Below are 22,040 nucleotides of genomic sequence, written 5' to 3'. Positions count from 1 at the left end.
TTAATCCTTAAGAATATATCTAGATGTAATTAAAATAAAGAAACTTGCAATAAGAATAAGAAATAATGAAGGTGCAGCAGCTGCCTCTAGTAAGTCTTGGGAAGCATATATATAGGCTTGGGTGGCAAAAGTTTCAAAATTAAATGGCCTCATTATCAATGTTATGGGCAACTCTTTAATAATTTCAATAGCAATCAATATACCAATTAACATGATAGTATTTTTTAAATAAGGAATATGAATATTTTTAAAAGTTTTAAATTTTGAGTAACCTAAAAGGTATGCACTTTCATCAATAGAATAATTTATCTTTAAATAACCAGATTTTAATCCATTACTTGCTAAAGAAAAAAATCTAATAAAATAAACAACAACCAAGCCTAAAATAGAACCGATGAAAATAGATTTTACATTTCTAATTTCAAACAAATTCATAATACTATTATCAAACCATGAAATAAAAGTAATAAATGCAACGGCTAATATAATGCCTGGGATGGCGTAACCAGATATTGAAAAAGTAGTCAAAATTTCCAAAAATTTACTTCGAGAAAGTCTATTTCCATAATTAGAAATAAAAGCAAATCCAATTAAAACTATACTTGATAATAAAACGAGAATTATCGTATTAGAAAATAAATCAACTAAATTTAAATCTGCTAAATGTTTGGGAAAAATAATTGTCCAATAAAGCATTTGGGACACAGGAAATAAAAAGCTAATAAAAAATACTAAAAAACAAAATGAAAAAGCAAGCCAAGCTTTGATCCCATATAAGTTTGTTAAAGATTTTTTTTTAAATCCACCTTTGCTTGGTGAGTGATATTGTGCTTTTTTTCTGGATAAATTTTCTAATATAAATAATCCAAGGATAAAGATTAAAAGATAAAAAGATAATTGATTTGCCAGTACAAGATCGTCAAATGAAATCCATGCATTATAAATACCTGTTGTTAGAGTTGAAATTCCAAAAAATGATACAGAACCAAAATCAGATAAAGTTTCCATAGCAACAAGCGATAGTCCAGCTATAATTGCAGGTCGTGCTGATGGTAAAATTATTTTCATAAATGATTTTTGCTTACTAAAACCAAGATTTTTTCCAAGTTCTATTAAATTTTGTGACTGATAGTGAAATGATGCTCTTGTTAAAACATATACATAACCAAACAATGAAAATGAAATTGAGATTATTGCACCCATCATTCCGTCAAATTTTGGTATTGAGGAATTGTAATCACCTTCACCAAATAAATGCTTTAATATTGTAAAGGCAGTACCATAATTTTCAAAAAAAGCTGTTAATGAATAAGCATAGATATATGCGGGGACTGCAAAAGATAAAATTAAAGCCCATTTGAAAAAATTTGATCCTGGAAAAGAATAAAAAGAGACTAAATAAGCCCCTAATACTCCAATTACAAATGTTAGAAATAAAACACCTAATAAAAGAGATAAAGAGTTAAAAATATATTCATAAAGAAACGTATTTTTAATAATACTTGAATATTCACTAGTGCTCTCAAAAAAGCTAGAAAATACTGTAATAATTGGTATTGCAACAGCAATTGAAATCAATAATGAACTAAAATACCAAATATTTATTTTTCTTAAAACCATACTTACCCTTTAATTTTAAGTGAACATAATTAATAGAAGGGTAAGGACTATTAAATTATGTTCACTTTTTGAAAATTAATCTTTTTTATCAAAAACGTTTATGAATTGATCAGTTTCATCACTTTTGATCTCAGTTAATTTTCTATTATTCATTTTTTTTTCAATTTTTTTACACTCTGAGAAACACGGATCACATGCTCTAGAAGACTTATTATAATCAAAATTTAATGAATTCTTTTTTATCATTAATTACTTCCACTTTGCCGCAAGCATACACTCTAAAGCTTTTGCTTGGTTTTTTCCGTAATTAACTACTTTAGTATTTAAATCCTGTTTAAACCCTAAACCCATTTGCTTAACTAATTCATGTGGCTCAACACCATCAATCATTGGATATTCAAATGTATTATTTACTATGTGATCTTGTGCTTCTTTTGTTAATAAAAACTCAAGAAGTTTTTTTGCATTATCTGGATTTGGAGAATTTTTAAGAACTCCACCACCACTAATATTCATATGTGTTCCTCTGTCTCCTTGATTAGGAAAAAAAGGTAGAACTTTTTTAGCTGCTGCTTGCTGCTCAGCTCCTTTTTTACCAGATAACATTAAAGCTAGATAATAGGTATTTGCTATAGCCAAATCTGCTTCTCCAGCAGCTACTGCTAAAATTTGAGCTCTATCATTTCCTTTAGAGTCTCTTGCCATATTAGCAACAACACCTTTTGCCCATTCACAAGTTTTTTTCTCTCCATTATTTTTAACTAATGAAGCAACTAAAGATTGGTTATAAATGTTATTTGATTGTCTGATTACAACTCTTCCTTTCCATTTAGGCTCAGCAAGACCTTCATAAGTCATTCCATTTAATTCGTTGGCATTAACTCTCTCAGGAGAGTAATACATAATTCTTGCTCTCTTAGCTATTCCTGTCCAATTTGTTGATCTAAAGTTTTTTGGAACTGAGGCTTTTATTGCTGGCGTCATTGAATTTTGAAACATTCCTTTTGCATCAAATGCACCCAATCTTCCAGCATCTGCAGTAATATAAATGTCAGCTTTAGAGTCTTTCCCCTCTTCAGTAATTCTTTTTTGAATAGCTTTATCTTTTCCTGATACAACATTTACTTTAATGCCTGTTTTTGCAGTAAATTTTTTGTAAAGTTGAATATCAGAGTCGTAGTGTCTTGCGCTAAATACATTGACTTCAGCTGCAAAACCTAAATTGGTAAAGAAAACTAAAGTTAATGCTAATAAACTTATTTTTTTCATTTTATCCTTTTCTTTACCCTTAATTTTTTTTAGTTGAGAACTATTCTCAATGCGAATGATTATCAATCGCATATATTGACGCAGTTGTAAAGTATTAAATATTAGGAATTTAAGAGATATTTTTTAGGGATTATTTTATTTCCAGTCACCTATTTTGCTAAACAAGAAATTTCTAAATGCCTGAACTCTAGCAGTGTTTTTTAATGATTGTGGATATACAAAGTGAGCTTCGGTAATTGGTCCTTCAGATTTAGGTAGCACTTTAATCACATTAGTTGAGTTGAAAACCAAATACTCTGGTAAAGCAGCTAATCCTACTCCAGACTCTACAGCTAAAAGTAAACCCATAACACTATTTACTTTCATAACTGTTTTTCTTTTTTTTCCATCATGCATTCCAAGTTTTAATGCCCAATCAGGGTTGTAAACAGGTGAAGGCGCTCCTTTTCCAAATGAAATAAAATTATGTTTATTTAAATCAGCAATAGTTTTTGGCATTCCAAATTTTTCTAGATATTTATTAGATCCATAAATATAATATTTAATATCAACTAATTTTTTTTGAATATAATTCAATTGTTTTGGTCTTCTCATAAAAATACCAATATCTGCCTGACGAGTACTTAAATCTAATTCTTTATCGTCAAATACTAGTTCAATTTCTATTTCAGGGTTTAACCTCATAAACTCTTGAATTCTAGGTGTTAACCAGTGTGTTCCAAAACTTCTTACTGTTGTAATTGTTAGTTTTCCAGTTGGTTTATTTTTCTGATCACCTAAAGATGTTTCAACTTCTTTTAATTTGCTGATTACTTCGTGGGCTGTCTTAAATACATATTCCCCATTTTCAGTAAGAGTTAATCCTCTTGCATGCCTTTCAAACAATTGAACTTTTAAATCTTGTTCAAGTGATTGAATTTGTCTGCTTATTGCTGATTGACTCAAATTAAGGTTTACTGTCGCATTGGTAAAACTTCCTGCTTCAGCTACAGCATGAAAAATTTTTAATTTGTCCCAATCCATTATTTATTTACATCAATCAAATATCTACCTGATGTTTCTCCTTTTAGCATTTTAGAGTAAATATCTATTAATTCATTCAGGCCAATTGTTTTGATAGATTCTTCAAGTTTATCAAAATCAATTACATTTGAAACTTCACTCCAAACAAATTCTCTTCTTTTAATTGATGCTGTGACAGAATTTATGCCCCATAATTTAACTCCACGAATTATAAATGGCATTACTGTTGTATTTAATTTGTAATCAGATGCATTTCCACATGCAGCAACAATTCCGTTGTCTCTTGTTTGAGCTAATGCATTAGCTAAAATTTTTCCACCCACTGTATCCACTACTCCATCCCACAAACCTTTGTCTAGTGGTCTTGGATCTTTGTCAAAATCGTCTTTATTTACAACTGTTTTTGCACCTATTGATTTTAAATAATCTTCGTTTGATTTTTTTCCTGTTACCGCTGTTACATCATAACCAAATTTTGATAAAATCATTACAGCAATACTTCCAACACCCCCTGAAGCACCAGTAACTAATACATCTTTTACTTTTTCACCTAATAATAATTCCTCTCTTGCTTTAATTGCAAAACAACAAAGTAATGCAGTCAAGCCTGCTGTGCCCAAAATCATTGATTGTTTTGAAGATAGGTTTTTTGGTTTTTTAACCAAAAAATCTCCACTTACTTTTGCATATTGTGAAAAACCACCATAATAAATCTCTCCAACTCTCCAACCTGTTAAGATTACCTCATCATCTTTTTTAAATTTATCATTTGCACTTTCAACAACTGTTCCTGAAAAATCGATACCTGGTATATGAGGGAATTCTTTAACTAACTTTGCACCGTTATTTAAAATTAATGCATCTTTATAATTTAAACATGAATAATCAACTTTAACAGTTACATCACCATGTTTTAAAAAACTTTTATCAATTGATTTAACTTCTCTTGTAAAGCTTTCACCCTCTTGATTGATGATTAATGCTTTAAATTGATCTGACACTTTAATCTTTTGCTATACTGATAAATCTTAGATATCTATTTTGATAACTTAGATCATCTTTAAATTGACCCAAATAATAATTTGTTACAGTTGATGCTTGTTCCTTTTTAATACCTCTCATGGTCATACATTGGTGGGTTGAGTCTATTGTTACGGCAACTCCCTTAGCATCCAAAGATTGCATTAATGTTTTTGCGATTTGCATTGTCAATCTCTCTTGAGTTTGAAGTCTTTTTGAAAAAACTTCAACTACTCTTGCAAGCTTGCTTAAGCCAACAACTCTTTCTTTTGGAATGTATGCAACATGAGCCTTACCAATGATTGGTGCCATATGATGTTCGCAATGACTTTGAACAGAGATGTTTTTTTGAACAACCATATCGTCATATCCATCAACATCTCCAAATGTTTTATCTAAAATTTTGTTTGGATCTTCTTTGTAACCAGCAAAATATTCTTTATAAGCTTTAACTACTCTTTTTGGTGTTTCCAATAAACCTTCACGACTTGGATCTTCACCCATCCAAGCTAATATGGTTTTAAAAGCTTCTTCTGCTTCTTTATCTGAAACTTTGTTAGTTTCTAAATTTTTGTTGTCAGTATCTTTTACTAATTTCATAGCGCCTTTTTATACAGTAATTACTTAATTTTAAAATATTTAATATATCGAGATATGTGCTAAATAATCAATGCATATGTTCAAAAAAAGAGAAAATGTCCTAGAAATTGAAGAGGGAAATCTCCTATCCCCTAAATTTGATAATGATGGTCTAATTCCAGTAATTACTATGTGCTCTAAAACAAGGGACGTTTTAATGCACGGATATATGAATGTTGAGGCTTTAAAAAAAACAATCGAGACAAAAGAAGCTCATTATTTTAGTAGATCAAGAAAAGCTATTTGGCATAAAGGCAAAACTAGCGGGTTTACTCAAAAAGTAACTGAGCTGAGAATTGATGATGATCAAGATTCTGTTTGGATGACAGTTGATATTGGAGATGGCTCAAGTTGTCATGTGGGATATAGATCATGTTTTTATAGATCTATTCCGATGGGGCCAATAGATAATGGTCGAGAAATAAAGATGAAGTTTGAGGAAAAAGAAAAATCTTTTAATCCAGAAGAAGTTTACAAAGGTCAGCCCAATCCAACAAAAATTTAAATGAGTGATAAACAAAAAAATGTTCTAGGTGAGGATCTAGAAGAGTGCTCTAATAATCCTTTAACAGGCTGGTATCGGGATGGTTGTTGCAATACAGATGAAAATGATCATGGTATTCACACTGTTTGTGCAAAAGTTACAACTGAATTTTTAGAATGGTTAAAAGCTGCAGGTAATGATTTGATAACACCTCACCCTGAGTTTGGATTTCCTGGTTTAAAAGATGGTGACGGATGGTGTGTTTGTGCTAGCTGGTACGCTAAAGCAGTTGAAGCTGGTAAAGGTTGCCCAGTATTTTTGAAAAGAACTCATAAAAATACTCTTAAGCACGTACCTATTGAAACATTAAAAAAGTTTGCAATAGATTTATCTTAATTTACATATTTCCATATTTAGGCCCACCACTACCTTCTGGTGTTACCCAAGTAATATTTTGTGAAGGCTCTTTAATATCACAAGTTTTACAGTGAATACAATTTTGAGAATTAATCACAAATTTATTTTGATCATTTTCTTTTTGAACCTCATAAACTCCTGCTGGACAATATCTTTGCGCAGGTTCATCAAATTTTTCTAAAGTGTAACTAATTGGCAAATTAGGATCTTTAAGTTTTAAATGAACTGGTTGATTTTCAGCATGATTTGTGCCAGTTAAATAAACTGAACTTGTTTTATCAAAGGTAATGACATTATCATATTTTGGATAATCAATTTTAGGCATCTCATTTGCTGGTTTTAATGTTTCATGATCAGCATGTTTGTGTTTTAGAGTAAAAGGCAGCTTTCCTTTAAATAAAATTTGATCAATTCCTGTAAAAATTATTCCAAGTATTAAACCCCAACTAAAACTTGGTTTTACATTACGAGCCGCATGAAGTTCTTCATAAACCCAGCTTTTTTTAAATTTTTCCTCATAAATTGATAAGTTTTTATTTTCTTTAATTTTTTCAAATATTGTTTCAGCAGCAATCATACCGCTTTTCATTGCTGTATGAGAGCCCTTAATTTTCGGCATATTTAATGTTCCCGCATCACAACCAACTAATAATGCACCTGGCATAAACATTTGAGGTAAACTTTGAAGGCCTCCTTCAATTAATGCGCGCGCTCCATAAGAAATCCTTTTTCCTCCATCAACTATTTTTTTAATTGCTGGATGGGTTTTAAATCGTTGAAACTCATCGTATGGGGAAAGATATGGGTTTTTATAATCTAAGCCAATAACATATCCTAAAAATACTTGCTTATTTTCAGCGTGATATATGAAGCTACCTCCATAAGTATTATTGTCTAATGGCCATCCCGCAGTATGCATTACCATTCCTTCTTCATGATTTTTATCTTCTATTTCCCAAATTTCTTTAAACCCAATTCCATACTGTTGGGGATCTTTATTTTTTGAGAGATTAAATTTTTCAATTAATTGTTTTCCTAAGTGACCTCTACAACCTTCTGCAAATACAGTTACTTTTCCTAGTAATTCTATACCAGGCTCAAAACTATCTTTTTGATTTCCTTCTTTATCAATACCCATATCTTGGGTCGCAACACCTTTAACAGATCCATCTTCGTTATATAAAATTTCACTCGCTGGAAATCCTGGAAATATTTCAACGCCTAAGGTCTCTGCTTGTTCTGCAAGCCATCTGCATAAATTTGCTAAACTAATGATATAATTGTTATGATTTTGTTGAACCTTAGGAAGCAACCAGGTTGGCCAGCTTAATGATTTTGTTTTACCTAAAAATAAAAATTTTTCTTTTGAAACTTTAGTTTTAATCGGTGAATTAAGTTCTTTCCAATTTGGTAAGAGTTCATCCAATGCTCGTGTTTCAAAAACATTACCACTTAAGATATGCGCACCAATCTCTGATGCTTTTTCTAATAAGCAAACGTTTAAATTTGGATCAAGTTGTTTGAGTTTAATTGCTGTAGATAATCCAGAGGGACCTCCTCCAATAATTACAACATCATATTCCATCGACTCTCTAGCCATATGATATTTTTATCTTTAAGAATTATTTTTGTATAGTGTTTAATTTGTTCAGCTCTTCTAGGAACTGTGGCAAAGCTTCAAATAAATCTGCTTCTAAACCATAATCTGCAACACTAAAAATGGGAGCTTCTCCATCTTTATTAATTGCAACAATTACTTTACTTTCTTTCATTCCTGCTAAATGCTGAATAGCTCCTGAAATCCCAACAGCAATATAAAGATCTGGAACAACTACTTTACCTGTTTGACCAACTTGATGATCATTACTGATATAACCGGCATCCACTGCTGCTCTAGAAGCACCTATTGCTGCATTTAATTTATCTGCAATAGAAGTAATTAATTTAAAGTTATCTCCACTTTGCATCCCCCTTCCACCTGATACTACTATTCTTGCTGTACCAAGTTCAGGTCTATCTGATTTTATTTCTTCTCTTTTAATAAATTTTGTTAACGAAAACTCTTCTCCTGCTTCAGCAGTTTCAATTGGTGCTGATCCCCCCCAGCTTTCACATGGATCAAAAGAAGTTGGTCTAATAGTAATACATTTTTTTGCATCAGAACTTTTAACGGTTGCAAAAGCATTTCCCGCATAAATGGGTCTAACAAAAGTATCCGCAGACTCTACTTTGATAATATCACTAACTTGTGATGTATCTAATTTAGCAGCTATTCTTGGCATTAAATTTTTACCAAATGTATTTGCTGAACAAACTATATGAGAATAATTATCTGCAAGTTTTGTAACAACCGGAGCAAAATTTTCTGCTAAAAAATTTTCATAATGAGCAGCTTCAACTGTAATTACTTTTTTAACCAAGGGTAGTTCTGAGGCAGCTTTAGCAGCATCACTACAATTATTTCCAATAACTAATGCGTGAACATCGGTATCAATTTGAGATGCTGCTGTAACAGCATTTAAAGTAAAAGATTTAAGCTCTTTATTGTTGTGCTCTACTATTAATAATACTGACATTATATTACTTTTGCCTCATTTTTTAATTTTTGAACTAATTCAGCAACACTTGAAACCTTAATTCCAGCTTTACGCTTAGGTGGTTCTTCGACTTTTATCTGTTGTATTTTAGGTGCGGTATCAACTCCTAAATCTGATGCATTCATTTGTTCAATTGGTTTTTTCTTTGCTTTCATTATATTTGGCAATGAAGCATATCTTGGTTCATTTAATCTTAAGTCACAGGTTACGATGGCTGGAGTATTGATTTCGATAGTTTCTAAACCCTCATCAATTTCTCTAATAACTTCTAATTTTCCATCTTTAACTTCAATTTTTGAAGCAAAAGTTGCTTGAGGCCAATTTAATAATGCACTCAACATTTGTCCTGTTTGATTGCAATCATCATCAATTGCTTGTTTACCCATAAAGACTAAATCTGGTTTTTCTTTTTCAACAATTTTTTGTAAAATTTTTGAAACAGCAATGGGTTCTATTATGCCTTCTGCTTTGACATGAATTCCTCTATCAGCTCCAACCGCTAGAGCTTTTCTGACAGTTTCCTGAGCTTTTTCTTCACCAACAGTTACAGCAATTACTTCTGTTGCTTTTCCACTTTCTTTAATCTTTACTGCTTCTTCGATTGCATTGTCATCTGGTGGATTTGTTGACATCTTAACATTGTCAGTAACAACACCTGTGCCATCTTCTTTAACTCTTATTTGAACATTGTAATCAATAACTCTTTTAACGGCGACTAAAATTTTCATTAAGCTCTCAACAAATTATTTTCAGAATCGTACGGACTCTCTTCTAAAACAGTAGCCTCATACATTTCACCTAAAATATCAACTTGTAATTTGTCGCCTACCCTAGCATGCTCTGGCTTCACCATGGCAAGAGCAATTGATTTATCTAATCTAAAACCAAATTCGCCACCAGTTGCTCTTCCAACAACTTTGTTATCTTTGTAAATTGGGTTATTTCCCAAAACATCTGCGTCTTTAGTATTGTGAATTTCAAGAGTAATAAGTTTATTATCAAAACCTTTTTCTCTCCATTTGTTAAGAGCCTCTAGTCCTATGAAACTACCTTTGTTAGGGTGAACAAATCTATCTAACCCAGACTCGTAAGGTGAATATTCAATTGAAAGCTCAGTACCAACTAGTTTATATGATTTTTCTAATCTTAAGCTGTTCATTGCTCTTATACCAAAAGGTTTAATACCTAGATCCTTACCAGCTTCCATTAACTTATCAAAAATATGATTTTGATATTCAATTGGATGATGAAGCTCCCAACCTAATTCACCAACAAAATTTACTCTCATGGCATTAACAGGAGCATATCCAACATCAACATTTTGTGCTGTTAACCATTTAAAATTCTCATTTGAAAAATCATCAGTAGATACTTTTTGCAACAACTCTCTTGATTTAGGGCCCGCTACAACCAGTACACCCGTGCTGTTAGTTAGATCTTCAAAGGTAACACCTTCATCTGGCATCCATTTTTTAATCCAATCATGATCTAATCTTAAGTTTGCTCCAGCAGATACTAAATAGAAACTATTTTCAGATTCTCTCATAATTGTAAATTCTGAATGAACCCCACCCTTGGTATTAAGAGCATGACACAAACCAATTCTTCCAATTTTTTTTGGCAGTTTATTTGCTACTAAATGATCTAAAAATTCCTCAGCTTTTGGACCTTTAATTCTGCATTTTGCAAATGCGGTCATATCTAAAAGTCCAACATTGTCTTTTACATTTTGACATTCTTTTTTAATAGCCTCAAACCACTTAGATCTTCTAAACGACCAGTCATCTTTTTGCTCCATACCATCTGTTGCAAAAAAATTGGGTCTTTCCCAACCAAATTTTTGTCCAAAAACTGCACCTAAATCTTTCATTCTTTCATAACAAGGAGATGTTCTTAAAGGTCTTGCGGCAGGTCTTTCTTCATCAGGATAGTGGGTAATAAATACATGACTATACGCTTCTTCATTTTTAGCTTTTAAATAAGACTTAGTTGCATAATCTCCATAACGTCTAGGCTCAACACCAAGCATATCAATAGTTGGCTCACCATCAACAATCCATTCAGCTAATTGCCATCCTGCTCCACCCGCTGCAGTAATTCCAAAACTATGTCCTTCGTTAATCCAAAAGTTTTTTAATCCCCACGCAGGTCCAACAATTGGATTGCCATCTGGTGTATAACAAATTGCACCGTTATAAACTTTTTTAACACCAACTTCTCCAAACGCAGGAACACGGTGTATTGCACCCTCAATGTGTGGTGCTAATCTATCTAAATCTTCTTGAAACAATTCATACTCTGAATCTTTTGAGGGACCATTAACATAACAAGCTGGTGCACCATCTTCGTATGGACCTAAAATTAATCCACCTGCTTCTTCTCTCATGTACCATCTGTTATCGCTATCCCTTAAAACTCCCATTTCTGGTAAACCATCTTTTTTTCTTTTTTGAATTTCAGGGTGTGGTTCGGTTACAATGTATTGATGTTCAACTGGAATAACAGGAATATCTAAGCCAACCATTTTACCAGTTTGTCTTGCAAAGTTTCCTGAACAAGAAATAATATGTTCGCACTCTATAGAACCTTTGTCAGTTTCAACAACCCAACCATCTTTAGTTTGTTTCATTGAAAGTACACTTGTATTTCTATAAATTTCGGCACCCATATTTCTTGCACCAGTTGCCATTGCTTGAGTTAAATCAGCAGGCTGAATATATCCATCCTCAGGGTGTTGGATCGCACCAACTAAATCATCTGTATGACACAAAGGCCAAATTTCTTTTACTTGATCTGGTGTTAAAAATTTTACATCGACGCCAATAGTTTGAGCTACACCAGCATACTGATGATACTCATCCATTCTATCTTTAGTACTTGCTAAACGAATATTTGATACAACACTAAAGCCAACATTTTTTCCAGTTTCTTCTTCTAATTTTTTATAAAGATCAACTGCGTATTTATGAAGTTGTCCAACTGAATAACTCATATTAAATAAAGGTAATAATCCTGCTGCATGCCAAGTAGATCCTGATGTTAATTCTTTTCTTTCAACAAGAACAACATCTGACCAACCTTTTTTTGCTAAATGGTAAAGAGCACTAACACCTACTACTCCACCGCCAACTACTACAACTTTAGTTTTTGTTTTCATTCGCGATTCCTACTAAATTTTTTGAAATAACGAAACAAAATTGTATCTGTGGATAATTAAATTGAACTGCCTAGTGGGATCGGATTTGAGACCATGCTCGTCAACCAACAGTCTTTAAGTTCACCCTCTTCAGTATACTTTTCAACCTGCCAATTGAACTTATGATAGATTTTATTTTTATCTAAAATAACTACCTCAAATTGAGCCCAATTTTCGCTACTTCCAAGCTGGGTAATTGTGTGACTTAAATGATTAATCATCATCTCATAGGAGTTACCCTTCAACATCCTTTTAAAATTACCTAGGGGACCAGTAACCTTTTTGTTGTTTGGGTGGGCAAAATTCCATGTTTGCTCTATGCCACTGTCTTTAAAATTAAGGTCATTTTTCTGAAGGCCTGTTAGCTGAATTTTAACCACTTCTTTAGGATTAATATCGCTACTTGGCTTTAATATTTCTGCTTTGGATATTGAAATTGTGATTAAAAGTAGAACTAAAACTTTAAATATTAATGGCAGTCTTTTTAACATCATCTAAAAATTCTTGTCTTTTTGCATCACTAACAAATGGTACTGCAAAATATCTTCTATAAACAATGTTATATATGCCACACATATGAAATACTCCTCTTTTTAGTCTTCTTATAGGAAGGTTTAAAAAAAAGGTCGTAATTGCTAATCTTGGAGATCCATAAGTGCAAAAAATAATTGCTTTTTTTTGTCTCAAATTTCCAATCGGATAACCATAGTTACCCCACAACTGTTTAAATCTAAACGCCCAAGGTGGTGCTAATACTTTATCTATCCAACCTTCAACTATTGCTGGCATCCTAAAATTCCAAATTGGTGCAATTAAAACAATTGTATCGCACTCTTCAATTCTTTGACGATGGTTTAAAACATCTCCACCAGGTTCTTCACCTGCAAAAACTGGATCAAATTTCTCTTTATACAAATCAATAGCATCAACTTTGTTCCCTTTTTCTTCAGCCGTTTTTATAAAGGTATCTCTTATTGCGGCATTAAAAGATTTATCATTATAGTGCCCATAAACTAAAAATATTTTTTTACTCATGAATTTTAATTATCGAAGTTAATTAACTTTACTAAATAAAAACCTACAAACATTGCTATAACAAATGTTATTGAGTGAATATCTAAGAGTGCAATTGATGATATTGCTGGTCCGGGACATAATCCAATTAATCCCCAACCGGTTCCAAATATTGCTGATCCTAAAATAAGTTTATTATTAATACTTTTGTTTTTTGAATAGTTAAAATTTTCAGCAAATATTGGTTTTTCTTTTTTTTTGATTATATGAAATAGTGGTGAGGATACTATTAAAGCACCAATCATAACAAAAGCTAAAGAAGGATCCCAGTTTCCAAACAAATCCAAAAAACCTAAAACTTTTTCAGGATTAATCATTTCTGAAATAACTAGCCCAATACCAAAAACAATTCCTGAAATTAATGAAACTAATTTATTCATATAAAACTTTTTACTAGTACTGTTAAGATTCCAACAATCATAAAAGTTACAGTTGCAACAATTGATCTAAGTGAAAATCTTCCACAGCCACTAATGCCATGACCACTTGTACAGCCACCACTTATTCTGGTCCCAATTCCAACTAAAAGACCTGCAATTATCAACAAAATGAAAGAGTTTGAAATTGTGATTTTAATTTCGTTATTAGCAAACAAACTATAAAGAATTGGTCCAATTACTAAACCTAATAAAAATAATATGTTATCAAATCTATTATCTTTATTAGTTAGAGCATTGGCAGCTATTCCACTTATACCTACTAGTCGGCCATTAAATAAAAAAAATATCACAACAGCCAAGCCAATGAGTATGCCTCCAAGAGTTGCCGTAACGGGTGTAAAATTTACTATATTCATTTAATTGTTTAAAACTGGGAATGCCTGTCTAATTTTTAAAAAATGTTTCTGATATTCCATTTTAGTACATTTATTTTCTATATATTCAATATCATTTTTCTCAACTAACTCTTTTGCATTCTCATCTTTTATACCTAGCTGTAACCACAAAACTTTTGCTCCAATCTTTACTGCATCTTCTGCAATGGGAAATACTTCTTTGGAAGGTCTAAAAACGTCAACTATATCAACCAGCTCTTTTATATCAGTTATTTTTTCAAATACTTCCTCACCTAAGATTTTTTCACCTTTAGCTCTTGGGTTAACTGGAATAACCTTGTATCCATATTTTTGCATATATTTCATAACTATAGTTGATGGTTTGCCAGGATCTTTACTCACTCCTATCATTGCAATAGTTTTGTATTTTGAGAGAATATTCTTGATCTCAGACATAAATTATTTATTTTTTTTTATCTGATCTTCACAAAATTTTCGGGCTTCCTTTAAATCTGTAATCTTTGACTCTGATAATTTTTGACTTCCAGCAAGACATGCATCTACAGCTCTTTTGAGATTGTGATCTTTAAAACTTAAAGCAAAATACATTCCTGAAATAATAAAAATAATAATTAAAATATTTTTTTTGTTTTTCATTATTTATTTTTCCATTTTGGTTTTCGTTTCTCCAAAAAAGCAGATATTCCTTCTTGAGCATCCATTGCCATCATATTCACAGTCATCATTTTACTCGTATATGCATATGCTTTTTTTAATGGCATTTCCAATTGTTTATAAAAGGCTTGTTTACCAATTTTAATTGTTAAATTTGATTTTGAGGCAATGGTTTTAGCAACTTTCAGTACCTCATTGTCTAATTTTGATTTTAAATAACAATCGTTAATTAGTCCAATTTCTTTTGCATAATTTGCTTTAATAGGTTCTCCAGTTAACAACATCTTCATCATTGGTTTTCTATTAATTTTTCTACTTACAGCAACCATCGGAGTACTACAAAATAACCCTATATTAACACCAGGAGTAGCAAACAAAGCATCATTGGCACTGTAAGCTAAATCGCAACTTGCAACTAACTGACATCCAGCAGCAAAAGCTGCTCCATGAATCTTTGCAATTACTGGCTTTCTTCCCTCAACAATTTGGAGCATTACTTTTGAACAAAGATTAAATAATTTTTGATATTTGTCTCTTTTTTTTAATCCTCTAACTTCTTTTAAATTGTGTCCTGCACTAAAGCCTTTACCGGCACCTTCTAAAATAATAACTTTTGATTGTTTATCAGTATCAAGTTTTTTAAAAGCTTTAAGTAAATCAGTTAAATTTTTAAACGATAAAGAATTATAAGTTTTTTGTTCATCAATAATAATTGATGCAATTTCATTAGTTATTTTTTTTATTTTAATATTACTTGCCATATCAATCAGCTAAACCATCAGATCTAGCTTGATTTCTTTCTATATGAATTGGTAGAACTTTTCCATAAATAGCTTCTGAATGTTCAGGAGTATTAACTCTCCAAGGATCCAATACATAAGCTGGTATACAAAGATATCTTGGTTTTTCTCCTTTTACTTTTGTAACTCTATGCAGTGTAAATCTACCCTTAAATATTTGTAAATCTCCAGGTTCTAATTTTAATTGCCGAACCTTTGTTCTGTCACCATCTAGTACTTTTTTAACTTCATCAAAATTTTCATTTCCTGGCTCTCTAATAAATGGACAATATTCAAAAATTCCACCCTCATCAGGTTTTTGTATCATTATACTGAGTGTAAATTCACAGCTATCAAAATGCCAAGGAAGAATTCCTTCCGACCTCATTACATTGTAAGCGTGACAAGCCAATGGGTCTGCCCATCTGTATATTGGCGAGATCCCTAGACAAGCGGATACAAATTTTAAAAGTTCTTCCTGCTCGTATAAAAATTTCATTTCAGAGCCGTTGTCAAAAAGATCTGAGTTTAAATATCCATTATCTCTCTCTAAAAAAGTTCTTTTGGGATGGTTTGGAGATAAAGAAGGATCATCCTTAGAGTTAAGATATGGATTAATACTTTTTTTAGACATAAAAACTTTATCAATTTTTTTTTCCAATTCAAAATTCATGGTCTCAATTGACTTTGGCAAAATAAAATTTGGAATAGTAGAGCAGCTGAACTGCTCTAAATCGTCTTTACATTTTTTAATTATTGCTTGTATCTTGCTGGAAGATAGATCGTGAATTGGATAATTATCTAAATCTACAATAGTTTTTAATCTATCGTTCATTAAAATTTATTCCAATTTTCCTTCTTCTCTCATCTTAGCTCTAATTTTAGTAGCTGAGATTTCTTGAATTTCTTTTGAAAGTTCAATTTCTTCAATTTTATAACCAACACCACGTCCATAACAAATGTTGGTGATATTTGGCACAAGCATTACTTTAAATTGACCTTCAAATTCAGGATTTAACCTGTCTTCAATATTTTTTTTAACTGTTTCAAAATCAAAAGGATTGTCATCAACTCCCTGAACATCTCTAATTTGAATACAAACTTGACCAGTTTTTTTTACAATTTCTTTAAATAAAGTGTAATGACCATCATGAAATGGTTGCCATCTTCCTAACATTTGTGCAGTTGGTTTTTTATTATCCCATTTGTGAGCCATTATTTTATCTCCTTTAATATTTTTGGTGCCCAATTTTTAGCATCTTGTGTGGTCACATGAAAGTTAAACTTATCCGGTTTAACAAACATTTTATTAGTGTCATCAAATCTTCCTTCTTTAATAGTATCAACCCAAATAACAAAATCTGCAGGGAATAATTCTCTTGCTTCAGGTGTTGGGCAAATAAAATCTGCTACAACAAAATTTCCATCGTCTTTTAATTTTAATGCAAAGTCTGCCATCCTTTTTGCTTGTCTTTTTCTTCCCTCCTCAGAAAAATCCCAATCATTTGCTTCTTTTCTAACTTCATCTGCATTTAATCTTCTTGCATTAAGCATTGGTGCTAATTCTTCAGCTAATGTTGTTTTTCCTGAGCCAGGTAGACCCATTATTAAAATAATTTTCATCTTTATAATAAACTATTTGCTACCCATTTATGAAATTGATGAGTTGGTTGATCCATAACTGGTGAAAAGTTTCCCCCGTTATAAACTGGTGAACCTCTTCCTTCCTGCATTCCTTCGATTGCACTTATATCTTCCAACATAACATCCTTCCAAAATCTTGCATTTTCTTTTCTTAATTCTTTAAGCTCTTGTCCATTGGCACTTTTATCACCAACATAATACATTTGCATATGTTCTTTAGTTTTATTTGTTGCAAGTGGTTCCAACCAAAATACATAAAAATGATCTAAGTGCAATCCAATCATTACATTTGGAAAAAGTGCAATATATTCAGAATTTTTAAGTGATTTTTTTTCCCAGTTTTTAAATGTATCAAATTTGTTATTTCCTTTAACTGGTTGTTCATATTTCTCACTTCCTTGTCCCGCAAATCGATTTGGTAACCCTTGAATGTGATAATGATCATTAATATTTGATACTTTGTTTAGTTCTGGGTGAATAGTTGGTAAATGATAACTTTCACAATAATTCTCAATTGCAAACTTCCAATTACATTTAACTTCTAAATCAAATGAACCATGGTCTTTAGAATGAACTAATAATTTTTGATCTTCATGATTGATGAATTTAGACCATCTTTGTTCAAGTGGATTGATATATTCTTCAAATTCAATTTCATTTGAATTAATATTAACAAAAATAATATCCATCCATATTTTAGATCTAACTTCTTTTAGATTGCTCTGATTCTTTTTAAATTGATCTGAATTATGAATATTTAAACCTCCTATATGAGGGGTAGCCACCAGGTTTCCAGTAAAGTCATATGACCAGGAATGATAAGGGCATCTAATTACATTCTTTAAAGTGCATGGCCTGTCTATAAGCTTGAAACCTCTATGGCTGCAGACATTGTGGAATACTCTAATATTAAGATCTCTGTCTCTGACTATCATCAAAGGAATCCCGAGTAGATTGTATGGTTCGGCATCTCCAGCATTAGGTATTGAGCTACCCACTCCAATTACTGTCCATTTATCACAAAAAATCTTACCCCTTTCATATTCTAAATATTGCTCATTGGTGTAGCATTCGTTTGGAAGCCCATTTGCAGTCTCAATAGATTTGTCCACATTCATCAATTTCTTAATATCCAAGATTTTTGAGAGAGAATTATTTTTAAGATTTTGGCCCATAAAAAAAATTACCATGGCCATAATTTTTGGCAACAAATTTCCATTTTGGAACATGTTGAATTTCTTTGACAGCTTTTTCAAATAAGATAATGATCGGGAAAAAATGAATTTTTCATTGGAAATTGGTCCACACACTGACCTAGAAACTTTACCTCCTGTGAAGGATGTTTATGTTACAATGTTACCAGGTGGTGATTATAAAGAAACTGCCAATAAATCGGGAGACCTTGTAAAAAAAGGTTTTAATCCAGTTCCACACTTTCCAGCTAGATCAATAAACAATGAAGATGAATTAAAAGATTATGTTTCAAGATGTAAAGATCAAGGAGTTAAGCAAGCTCTAGTAATTGGAGGAAGTAGAGAGCCAATTGGAAAGTTTGATAGCTCATATCAAATTTTAGAAACAGGTTTTTTTGAAGGAATTAAAATTGGTATCGCAGGTCATCCTGAAGGAAGTCCAGATATACCAGAACAAAATTTAGAAAAAGCAATGATGGATAAGAAGCCTTATGCTGATTACATAGTAACCCAATGGTTATTAGATAGTCAACCTATTGTTGATTTCATTTCTAAACAAAGCGTACCAGTGCATGTTGGAATTACTGGGCCGATGAAAATATCTAGCTTAATAAAATTTGCTAATATTGTCGGGGCGAAAAATTCCATTAACTTTCTTAAGTCTAATTTTACTAAGGCGTTAGATTTATTGAAACCTAAAGACCCTAATGATTTAATTGGGAAAGTTAAATCACATACTGATAACTTCCACATTTATACATTCGGCGGCTTGAAGGAAACAAACAAGTGGTTGAAGGAGAATAGTTATGTCTAATGAGTTTGACTATACTAAGTTAAAACATGCTACTACAGTTGATCAATCAGATCGTGCAGTACCATACAATTTAAGACAAAGTGGGCCAACTAAAGTTGAAATGCTTATCTCAACAAGAGTAAGAAAATCACCTTATTGGCATTTATCAATGCAGGCAGGTTGCTGGAGAGCAACAGTTTACAATCGTATTTATCACCCAAGAGGATATGTAAAACCAGAAGATGGTGGAGCAATGGTTGAGTATGATGCAATTGTAAATCACGTTACTATGTGGAACGTTGCTGTTGAAAGACAAATCAGAGTTAAGGGTCCGGATGCAGAAAAATTTACTGACTATGTAATAACTAGAGATGCAACAAAAATTTCTCCTATGAGAGCAAGATATGTAATCTTGTGTAATGCATATGGTGGAGTTTTAAATGATCCAATTCTTCTTAGAATTTCTGAGGATGAATTTTGGTTCTCTTTATCAGAACTCTGATATTGGTATGTACCTTCAAGGGGTAAATGCTGATGGAAGATTTGATTGTACGATTGAAGAGATTGATGTCAGTCCAGTACAAATACAAGGACCAAAATCAAAAGCTTTAATGAAAGACCTTTGTGGGGATCAAGTTGATTTCGACAATATGCCTTTCTACGGTTTGGCAGAAGTTAAAGTGGGTGGAAGAAGTTGTGTCATTTCTCAATCTGGTTTCTCTGGAGAAGCTGGGTATGAAATATACTTAAGAGACTCTACTTTATATGCTGAGGATATGTGGAATGCTGTTCTTGATGCAGGTAAAAAACATAGCCTAATGGTTATTGCTCCTGCTCACCATAGAAGAATTCAAGCAGGGATTCTTTCATGGGGTCAAGATATGGACGCTCAACACAATCCGTTTCAGTGTAACCTAGGTTACCAAGTTTCATTATCTGGAAAAGGTGAATGGAACAAAAAAGGTGATTATGTTGGTAAAGCTGCTTTAGAAAAGATGGGCGCAGAACTTAAAGATGGTAAAAAACCTTACAAGCTTCAATTAGTTGGACTTGAATTAGGTGGAAAACCAATTGAAGAGTACGCTCCTGATTTTTGGCTAGTGTCACCTGAGAATGGTGGAGATCCAGTTGGATTTATCACATCTCCTTGGTATCACCCAGAGAAAAAACAAAACATTGCTATGGGATATGTGCCATTTGATGGAACATTAAACTCTAATGGCTTTCCAAAAGGTACCGTTGGAACTAAATTTAAAGTTCATCTACCTGAAAAATACTCTGACACACCAGGAACACCTGTTGATGCAGTAGTAGTGGATATTCCATTTAAAGAGTCTTTCAACGCAAATACAAGAGAAGTTGTAAAAGGCTAAATCTATTTTGGGGAAGCTTTAATAAAGCTTCCCCATTTTCTCAATGACTAAAAGTTTTTTAATCGTAATTTGCATTATCATTGCGATTGCTTTAATAATATTCCCACTAATAGTTTCATATAAAGCTCAAAAGAATAAAAAGAATAAAGATTAATGTTTGGTGAATTTTTAAATATAGTTTTTAAATCAATTAAATTAGATAAGTCTCTTTATACAGATAATAAAAACTTTGGAGAAGCTTCAGTTTATTTTGCTGGACTTATAATGATCTTAGACGGAATTGCTGGTGCTGTAGCCGCAAACACAGTCATTAAAACTGCAGTTGCTATGTCAGGACTTACATCAATTATAACTTGGTTAGTTTGGGCAATTTTTATTTATGTAATTGGTGTTAAACTTTTTCCAGACAAAAAAACAAAAGTTCCTTTTAAAAAAGTTTTAACTGCAGTTGGATTTGCTCATGCACCTGGTTTACTTAGATTTTTTGCAGTAACTCCAAATATGATGATACCAATCATTTTTCTTACACAATTTTGGATTTTTGCAGGATTAATCATCTCTACCAAACAAATATTAGGATTGAAATCTAATATAAAATCTTTTGGAATAGTATTTTTATCTTTTTTGATAATAGCATTCTTATCTATTTCTTTTGTAATGAGTAGAATGAATATGCTGCCCGTAAATCAGATCAGCTAAATTGGAAAAATAGTTTTAGAAACTCTACATGATGAGCACAGTTTATAACTAGTCAAAATTAAATTTTGAGAAACACTTTCATCTTCTTTCTTACATTCTTCACAAATATTGTTTAATTCTTTAGCAATTTCTTCATTATATTTTTGCTCTGATTTATCAGTCATTATCTGTAAGTCCTGCCCCAGCGGCACCTTGTTTTAAACTATCACTTTCTTCAACAAAAGTATTTTCAGCTAATTTATACAAGCTATTCCACTCTGAATCTGTGAAATTATCTTGGTTATTAATAAATTTGATCTCAATTTCATTTGCAAATTTAGGAAATTCTTTATTAAAAATATTTGAAGAAATATTTACATTTAAATTCATCAAAATTTCATTTTGATCAAATTTAATATATATTTTTTTTCCACTTATTTCTGATGCTCTACTTAAAAATGATAAAAATATAATTGGATGTGCAATTTTCTTAAATTTAATTGTCTCAAAATTTTCTATCAATTTAATTTGATCCAAAAAACTAATTCCAAGTATAATTGGGCAGAAAGCTTCTGAAGTAGGTTCGTTTTTTTCGCTAATTAAATTTAATTCTTCAAAATTTTTTGTATCTTTCTCTTTATAATAATAATTTAAATTTTTAATTCCTTGCAATCCAAACATCTCTAATAATCGTATAGATTTTCCTACTTCTTCAGAATTTCCCCACGAGAAACCAACTGCTCTACTTGCTCTTTTGGTTGTGGTTTCAATTTCACTTAAAGATCTCATAA

27 protein-coding genes and 1 pseudogene are annotated in these 22,040 nt (G+C 31.8%); 5 read left to right on the top strand and 23 right to left on the bottom strand.

Annotated features, from left to right (window positions below):
• The 6 genes from ACIJYA_RS01915 to folE all read right to left on the bottom strand — a co-directional run bounded on the left by ACIJYA_RS01915 (position 1) and on the right by folE (position 5,532).
• Complete coding sequence (locus ACIJYA_RS01915) at positions 1-1,620, bottom strand: ABC transporter permease (protein ID WP_435088791.1); 1,620 nt, start codon at positions 1,618-1,620, stop codon at positions 1-3.
• A 75-nt stretch (positions 1,621-1,695) separates the two neighbouring features.
• A complete protein-coding gene (locus ACIJYA_RS01910) occupies positions 1,696-1,866 on the bottom strand; it encodes a hypothetical protein (protein ID WP_435088790.1) in 171 nt (56 codons plus the stop codon).
• 3 nt (positions 1,867-1,869) lie between these two features.
• A complete protein-coding gene (locus tag ACIJYA_RS01905) occupies positions 1,870-2,889 on the bottom strand; it encodes an extracellular solute-binding protein (protein WP_435088789.1) in 1,020 nt (339 codons plus the stop codon).
• A 135-nt stretch (positions 2,890-3,024) separates the two neighbouring features.
• Positions 3,025-3,912: a LysR family transcriptional regulator gene (locus ACIJYA_RS01900; protein ID WP_435088788.1), complete on the bottom strand. Its 888-nt coding sequence runs from the start codon at positions 3,910-3,912 to the stop codon at positions 3,025-3,027.
• Entirely contained in the window at positions 3,912-4,913 is a 1,002-nt protein-coding gene (locus ACIJYA_RS01895; protein WP_435088787.1) for an oxidoreductase, read from the bottom strand. Before ACIJYA_RS01895 ends, ACIJYA_RS01900 begins: the two co-directional genes overlap by 1 nt.
• A 1-nt stretch (position 4,914) precedes the next feature.
• On the bottom strand, positions 4,915-5,532 hold the full coding sequence (gene folE, locus ACIJYA_RS01890) for a GTP cyclohydrolase I FolE (RefSeq protein ID WP_435088786.1): 618 nt from the start codon (positions 5,530-5,532) through the stop codon (positions 4,915-4,917).
• A gap of 76 nt (positions 5,533-5,608) precedes the next feature.
• On the opposite strand from folE, the gene hisI reads away from it, so the two are divergent.
• Both hisI and ACIJYA_RS01880 read left to right on the top strand, forming a co-directional pair.
• Positions 5,609-6,076: a phosphoribosyl-AMP cyclohydrolase gene (hisI, locus tag ACIJYA_RS01885; protein ID WP_435088785.1), complete on the top strand. Its 468-nt coding sequence runs from the start codon at positions 5,609-5,611 to the stop codon at positions 6,074-6,076.
• Positions 6,077-6,451 (top strand): DUF2237 family protein, encoded by a 375-nt coding sequence (locus ACIJYA_RS01880; RefSeq protein WP_435088784.1) that lies wholly within the window; start codon positions 6,077-6,079, stop codon positions 6,449-6,451.
• A gap of 1 nt (position 6,452) precedes the next feature.
• On the opposite strand, the gene ACIJYA_RS01875 is transcribed toward ACIJYA_RS01880, so the two are convergent.
• Genes ACIJYA_RS01875 through ACIJYA_RS01805 form a run of 15 tightly spaced genes read right to left on the bottom strand, consistent with a single transcriptional unit; the run spans position 6,453 to position 18,387 of the window.
• Positions 6,453-8,072: an electron transfer flavoprotein-ubiquinone oxidoreductase gene (locus tag ACIJYA_RS01875; protein ID WP_435088783.1), complete on the bottom strand. Its 1,620-nt coding sequence runs from the start codon at positions 8,070-8,072 to the stop codon at positions 6,453-6,455.
• Positions 8,073-8,094: 22 nt separating this feature from the next.
• Positions 8,095-9,048 (bottom strand): electron transfer flavoprotein subunit alpha/FixB family protein, encoded by a 954-nt coding sequence (locus ACIJYA_RS01870; RefSeq protein ID WP_435088782.1) that lies wholly within the window; start codon positions 9,046-9,048, stop codon positions 8,095-8,097.
• Complete coding sequence (locus ACIJYA_RS01865) at positions 9,048-9,797, bottom strand: electron transfer flavoprotein subunit beta/FixA family protein (protein WP_297682372.1); 750 nt, start codon at positions 9,795-9,797, stop codon at positions 9,048-9,050. The genes ACIJYA_RS01870 and ACIJYA_RS01865 overlap by 1 nt, the downstream gene beginning before the upstream one ends.
• Positions 9,797-12,226 (bottom strand): GcvT family protein, encoded by a 2,430-nt coding sequence (locus tag ACIJYA_RS01860; protein ID WP_435088781.1) that lies wholly within the window; start codon positions 12,224-12,226, stop codon positions 9,797-9,799. The genes ACIJYA_RS01865 and ACIJYA_RS01860 overlap by 1 nt, the downstream gene beginning before the upstream one ends.
• Positions 12,227-12,282: 56 nt before the next feature.
• Positions 12,283-12,759 carry a hypothetical protein gene (locus ACIJYA_RS01855; RefSeq protein ID WP_435088780.1) on the bottom strand — a complete coding sequence of 159 codons (477 nt, stop codon included), beginning with the start codon at positions 12,757-12,759 and terminating at the stop codon, positions 12,283-12,285.
• The gene (locus ACIJYA_RS01850) at positions 12,728-13,300 is read right to left on the bottom strand and encodes an NAD(P)H-dependent oxidoreductase (RefSeq protein ID WP_435088779.1); all 573 of its coding nucleotides are present in this window, start codon (positions 13,298-13,300) and stop codon (positions 12,728-12,730) included. Before ACIJYA_RS01850 ends, ACIJYA_RS01855 begins: the two co-directional genes overlap by 32 nt.
• A gap of 5 nt (positions 13,301-13,305) precedes the next feature.
• Positions 13,306-13,719, bottom strand: coding sequence for a DUF6691 family protein (locus tag ACIJYA_RS01845; protein ID WP_435088778.1), 414 nt, complete (start codon positions 13,717-13,719; stop codon positions 13,306-13,308).
• The gene (locus ACIJYA_RS01840) at positions 13,716-14,135 is read right to left on the bottom strand and encodes a YeeE/YedE family protein (RefSeq protein WP_435088777.1); all 420 of its coding nucleotides are present in this window, start codon (positions 14,133-14,135) and stop codon (positions 13,716-13,718) included. The genes ACIJYA_RS01845 and ACIJYA_RS01840 overlap by 4 nt, the downstream gene beginning before the upstream one ends.
• On the bottom strand, positions 14,136-14,570 hold the full coding sequence (locus ACIJYA_RS01835) for a CoA-binding protein (RefSeq protein ID WP_435088776.1): 435 nt from the start codon (positions 14,568-14,570) through the stop codon (positions 14,136-14,138).
• A 3-nt stretch (positions 14,571-14,573) separates the two neighbouring features.
• Positions 14,574-14,771 carry a hypothetical protein gene (locus ACIJYA_RS01830; RefSeq protein WP_435088775.1) on the bottom strand — a complete coding sequence of 66 codons (198 nt, stop codon included), beginning with the start codon at positions 14,769-14,771 and terminating at the stop codon, positions 14,574-14,576.
• The gene (locus ACIJYA_RS01825; protein WP_435088774.1) at positions 14,771-15,550 is read right to left on the bottom strand and encodes an enoyl-CoA hydratase; all 780 of its coding nucleotides are present in this window, start codon (positions 15,548-15,550) and stop codon (positions 14,771-14,773) included. The genes ACIJYA_RS01830 and ACIJYA_RS01825 overlap by 1 nt, the downstream gene beginning before the upstream one ends.
• 1 nt (position 15,551) lies before the next feature.
• Positions 15,552-16,403, bottom strand: a complete 852-nt coding sequence (locus ACIJYA_RS01820) for a HalD/BesD family halogenase (RefSeq protein WP_435088773.1) — start codon at positions 16,401-16,403, stop codon at positions 15,552-15,554.
• Positions 16,404-16,409: 6 nt separating this feature from the next.
• The gene (locus ACIJYA_RS01815; protein WP_435088772.1) at positions 16,410-16,784 is read right to left on the bottom strand and encodes a cytidyltransferase; all 375 of its coding nucleotides are present in this window, start codon (positions 16,782-16,784) and stop codon (positions 16,410-16,412) included.
• Positions 16,784-17,191: an AAA family ATPase gene (locus ACIJYA_RS01810; RefSeq protein WP_435088771.1), complete on the bottom strand. Its 408-nt coding sequence runs from the start codon at positions 17,189-17,191 to the stop codon at positions 16,784-16,786. The genes ACIJYA_RS01815 and ACIJYA_RS01810 overlap by 1 nt, the downstream gene beginning before the upstream one ends.
• Before the next feature lie 2 nt (positions 17,192-17,193).
• A complete protein-coding gene (locus ACIJYA_RS01805) occupies positions 17,194-18,387 on the bottom strand; it encodes an aromatic ring-hydroxylating oxygenase subunit alpha (RefSeq protein WP_435089248.1) in 1,194 nt (397 codons plus the stop codon).
• Between the two features lie 103 nt (positions 18,388-18,490).
• Here ACIJYA_RS01805 and ACIJYA_RS01800 point away from each other — a divergent pair, with 103 nt between their 5' ends.
• The 3 genes and pseudogenes from ACIJYA_RS01800 to ACIJYA_RS01790 all read left to right on the top strand — a co-directional run bounded on the left by ACIJYA_RS01800 (position 18,491) and on the right by ACIJYA_RS01790 (position 21,270).
• Positions 18,491-19,219 carry a methylenetetrahydrofolate reductase gene (locus ACIJYA_RS01800; protein WP_435088770.1) on the top strand — a complete coding sequence of 243 codons (729 nt, stop codon included), beginning with the start codon at positions 18,491-18,493 and terminating at the stop codon, positions 19,217-19,219.
• A pseudogene (locus ACIJYA_RS01795) lies at positions 19,212-20,571 on the top strand (aminomethyltransferase family protein). Before ACIJYA_RS01800 ends, ACIJYA_RS01795 begins: the two are co-directional and overlap by 8 nt.
• A gap of 153 nt (positions 20,572-20,724) precedes the next feature.
• Complete coding sequence (locus tag ACIJYA_RS01790) at positions 20,725-21,270, top strand: hypothetical protein (RefSeq protein WP_435086650.1); 546 nt, start codon at positions 20,725-20,727, stop codon at positions 21,268-21,270.
• Here the strand turns inward: ACIJYA_RS01790 and ACIJYA_RS01785 are convergent.
• Together ACIJYA_RS01785 and ACIJYA_RS01780 are read right to left on the bottom strand one after the other, a co-directional pair.
• Positions 21,267-21,434, bottom strand: a complete 168-nt coding sequence (locus ACIJYA_RS01785; RefSeq protein WP_435088769.1) for a hypothetical protein — start codon at positions 21,432-21,434, stop codon at positions 21,267-21,269. The two genes, ACIJYA_RS01790 and ACIJYA_RS01785, sit on opposite strands and share 4 nt — an antisense overlap.
• Complete coding sequence (locus ACIJYA_RS01780) at positions 21,427-22,038, bottom strand: DUF3726 domain-containing protein (protein WP_435088768.1); 612 nt, start codon at positions 22,036-22,038, stop codon at positions 21,427-21,429. Before ACIJYA_RS01780 ends, ACIJYA_RS01785 begins: the two co-directional genes overlap by 8 nt.
• Between the last annotated feature and the right edge of the window lie 2 nt (positions 22,039-22,040).

It is taken from the genome of Candidatus Pelagibacter bacterium nBUS_29 (assembly GCF_051200905.1).
Classification (GTDB): domain Bacteria; phylum Pseudomonadota; class Alphaproteobacteria; order Pelagibacterales; family Pelagibacteraceae; genus Pelagibacter.
Note: the sequence above shows the minus strand (reverse complement) of the source record. Positions and strands in the feature narration are given on the sequence as shown.

Bases quoted from the DNA above. Each gene is read 5' to 3' on its own strand.
- ACIJYA_RS01865 (WP_297682372.1), bottom strand. From the start codon at position 9,797: ATGAAAATTTTAGTCGCCGTTAAAAGAGTTATTGATTACAATGTTCAA.
- ACIJYA_RS01880 (WP_435088784.1), top strand. From the start codon at position 6,077: ATGAGTGATAAACAAAAAAATGTTCTAGGTGAGGATCTAGAAGAGTGC.
- ACIJYA_RS01810 (WP_435088771.1), bottom strand. From the start codon at position 17,191: ATGAAAATTATTTTAATAATGGGTCTACCTGGCTCAGGAAAAACAACA.
- ACIJYA_RS01825 (WP_435088774.1), bottom strand. From the start codon at position 15,550: ATGGCAAGTAATATTAAAATAAAAAAAATAACTAATGAAATTGCATCA.
- ACIJYA_RS01845 (WP_435088778.1), bottom strand. From the start codon at position 13,719: ATGAATAAATTAGTTTCATTAATTTCAGGAATTGTTTTTGGTATTGGG.
- ACIJYA_RS01785 (WP_435088769.1), bottom strand. From the start codon at position 21,434: ATGACTGATAAATCAGAGCAAAAATATAATGAAGAAATTGCTAAAGAA.
- ACIJYA_RS01790 (WP_435086650.1), top strand. From the start codon at position 20,725: ATGTTTGGTGAATTTTTAAATATAGTTTTTAAATCAATTAAATTAGAT.
- ACIJYA_RS01805 (WP_435089248.1), bottom strand. From the start codon at position 18,387: ATGGGCCAAAATCTTAAAAATAATTCTCTCTCAAAAATCTTGGATATT.
- ACIJYA_RS01800 (WP_435088770.1), top strand. From the start codon at position 18,491: ATGAATTTTTCATTGGAAATTGGTCCACACACTGACCTAGAAACTTTA.
- ACIJYA_RS01875 (WP_435088783.1), bottom strand. From the start codon at position 8,072: ATGGCTAGAGAGTCGATGGAATATGATGTTGTAATTATTGGAGGAGGT.
- folE (WP_435088786.1), bottom strand. From the start codon at position 5,532: ATGAAATTAGTAAAAGATACTGACAACAAAAATTTAGAAACTAACAAA.
- hisI (WP_435088785.1), top strand. From the start codon at position 5,609: ATGTTCAAAAAAAGAGAAAATGTCCTAGAAATTGAAGAGGGAAATCTC.
- ACIJYA_RS01905 (WP_435088789.1), bottom strand. From the start codon at position 2,889: ATGAAAAAAATAAGTTTATTAGCATTAACTTTAGTTTTCTTTACCAAT.
- ACIJYA_RS01835 (WP_435088776.1), bottom strand. From the start codon at position 14,570: ATGTCTGAGATCAAGAATATTCTCTCAAAATACAAAACTATTGCAATG.
- ACIJYA_RS01910 (WP_435088790.1), bottom strand. From the start codon at position 1,866: ATGATAAAAAAGAATTCATTAAATTTTGATTATAATAAGTCTTCTAGA.
- ACIJYA_RS01815 (WP_435088772.1), bottom strand. From the start codon at position 16,784: ATGGCTCACAAATGGGATAATAAAAAACCAACTGCACAAATGTTAGGA.
- ACIJYA_RS01820 (WP_435088773.1), bottom strand. From the start codon at position 16,403: ATGAACGATAGATTAAAAACTATTGTAGATTTAGATAATTATCCAATT.
- ACIJYA_RS01900 (WP_435088788.1), bottom strand. From the start codon at position 3,912: ATGGATTGGGACAAATTAAAAATTTTTCATGCTGTAGCTGAAGCAGGA.
- ACIJYA_RS01850 (WP_435088779.1), bottom strand. From the start codon at position 13,300: ATGAGTAAAAAAATATTTTTAGTTTATGGGCACTATAATGATAAATCT.
- ACIJYA_RS01840 (WP_435088777.1), bottom strand. From the start codon at position 14,135: ATGAATATAGTAAATTTTACACCCGTTACGGCAACTCTTGGAGGCATA.
- ACIJYA_RS01870 (WP_435088782.1), bottom strand. From the start codon at position 9,048: ATGTCAGTATTATTAATAGTAGAGCACAACAATAAAGAGCTTAAATCT.
- ACIJYA_RS01830 (WP_435088775.1), bottom strand. From the start codon at position 14,771: ATGAAAAACAAAAAAAATATTTTAATTATTATTTTTATTATTTCAGGA.
- ACIJYA_RS01860 (WP_435088781.1), bottom strand. From the start codon at position 12,226: ATGAAAACAAAAACTAAAGTTGTAGTAGTTGGCGGTGGAGTAGTAGGT.
- ACIJYA_RS01915 (WP_435088791.1), bottom strand. From the start codon at position 1,620: ATGGTTTTAAGAAAAATAAATATTTGGTATTTTAGTTCATTATTGATT.
- ACIJYA_RS01855 (WP_435088780.1), bottom strand. From the start codon at position 12,759: ATGATGTTAAAAAGACTGCCATTAATATTTAAAGTTTTAGTTCTACTT.
- ACIJYA_RS01780 (WP_435088768.1), bottom strand. From the start codon at position 22,038: ATGAGATCTTTAAGTGAAATTGAAACCACAACCAAAAGAGCAAGTAGA.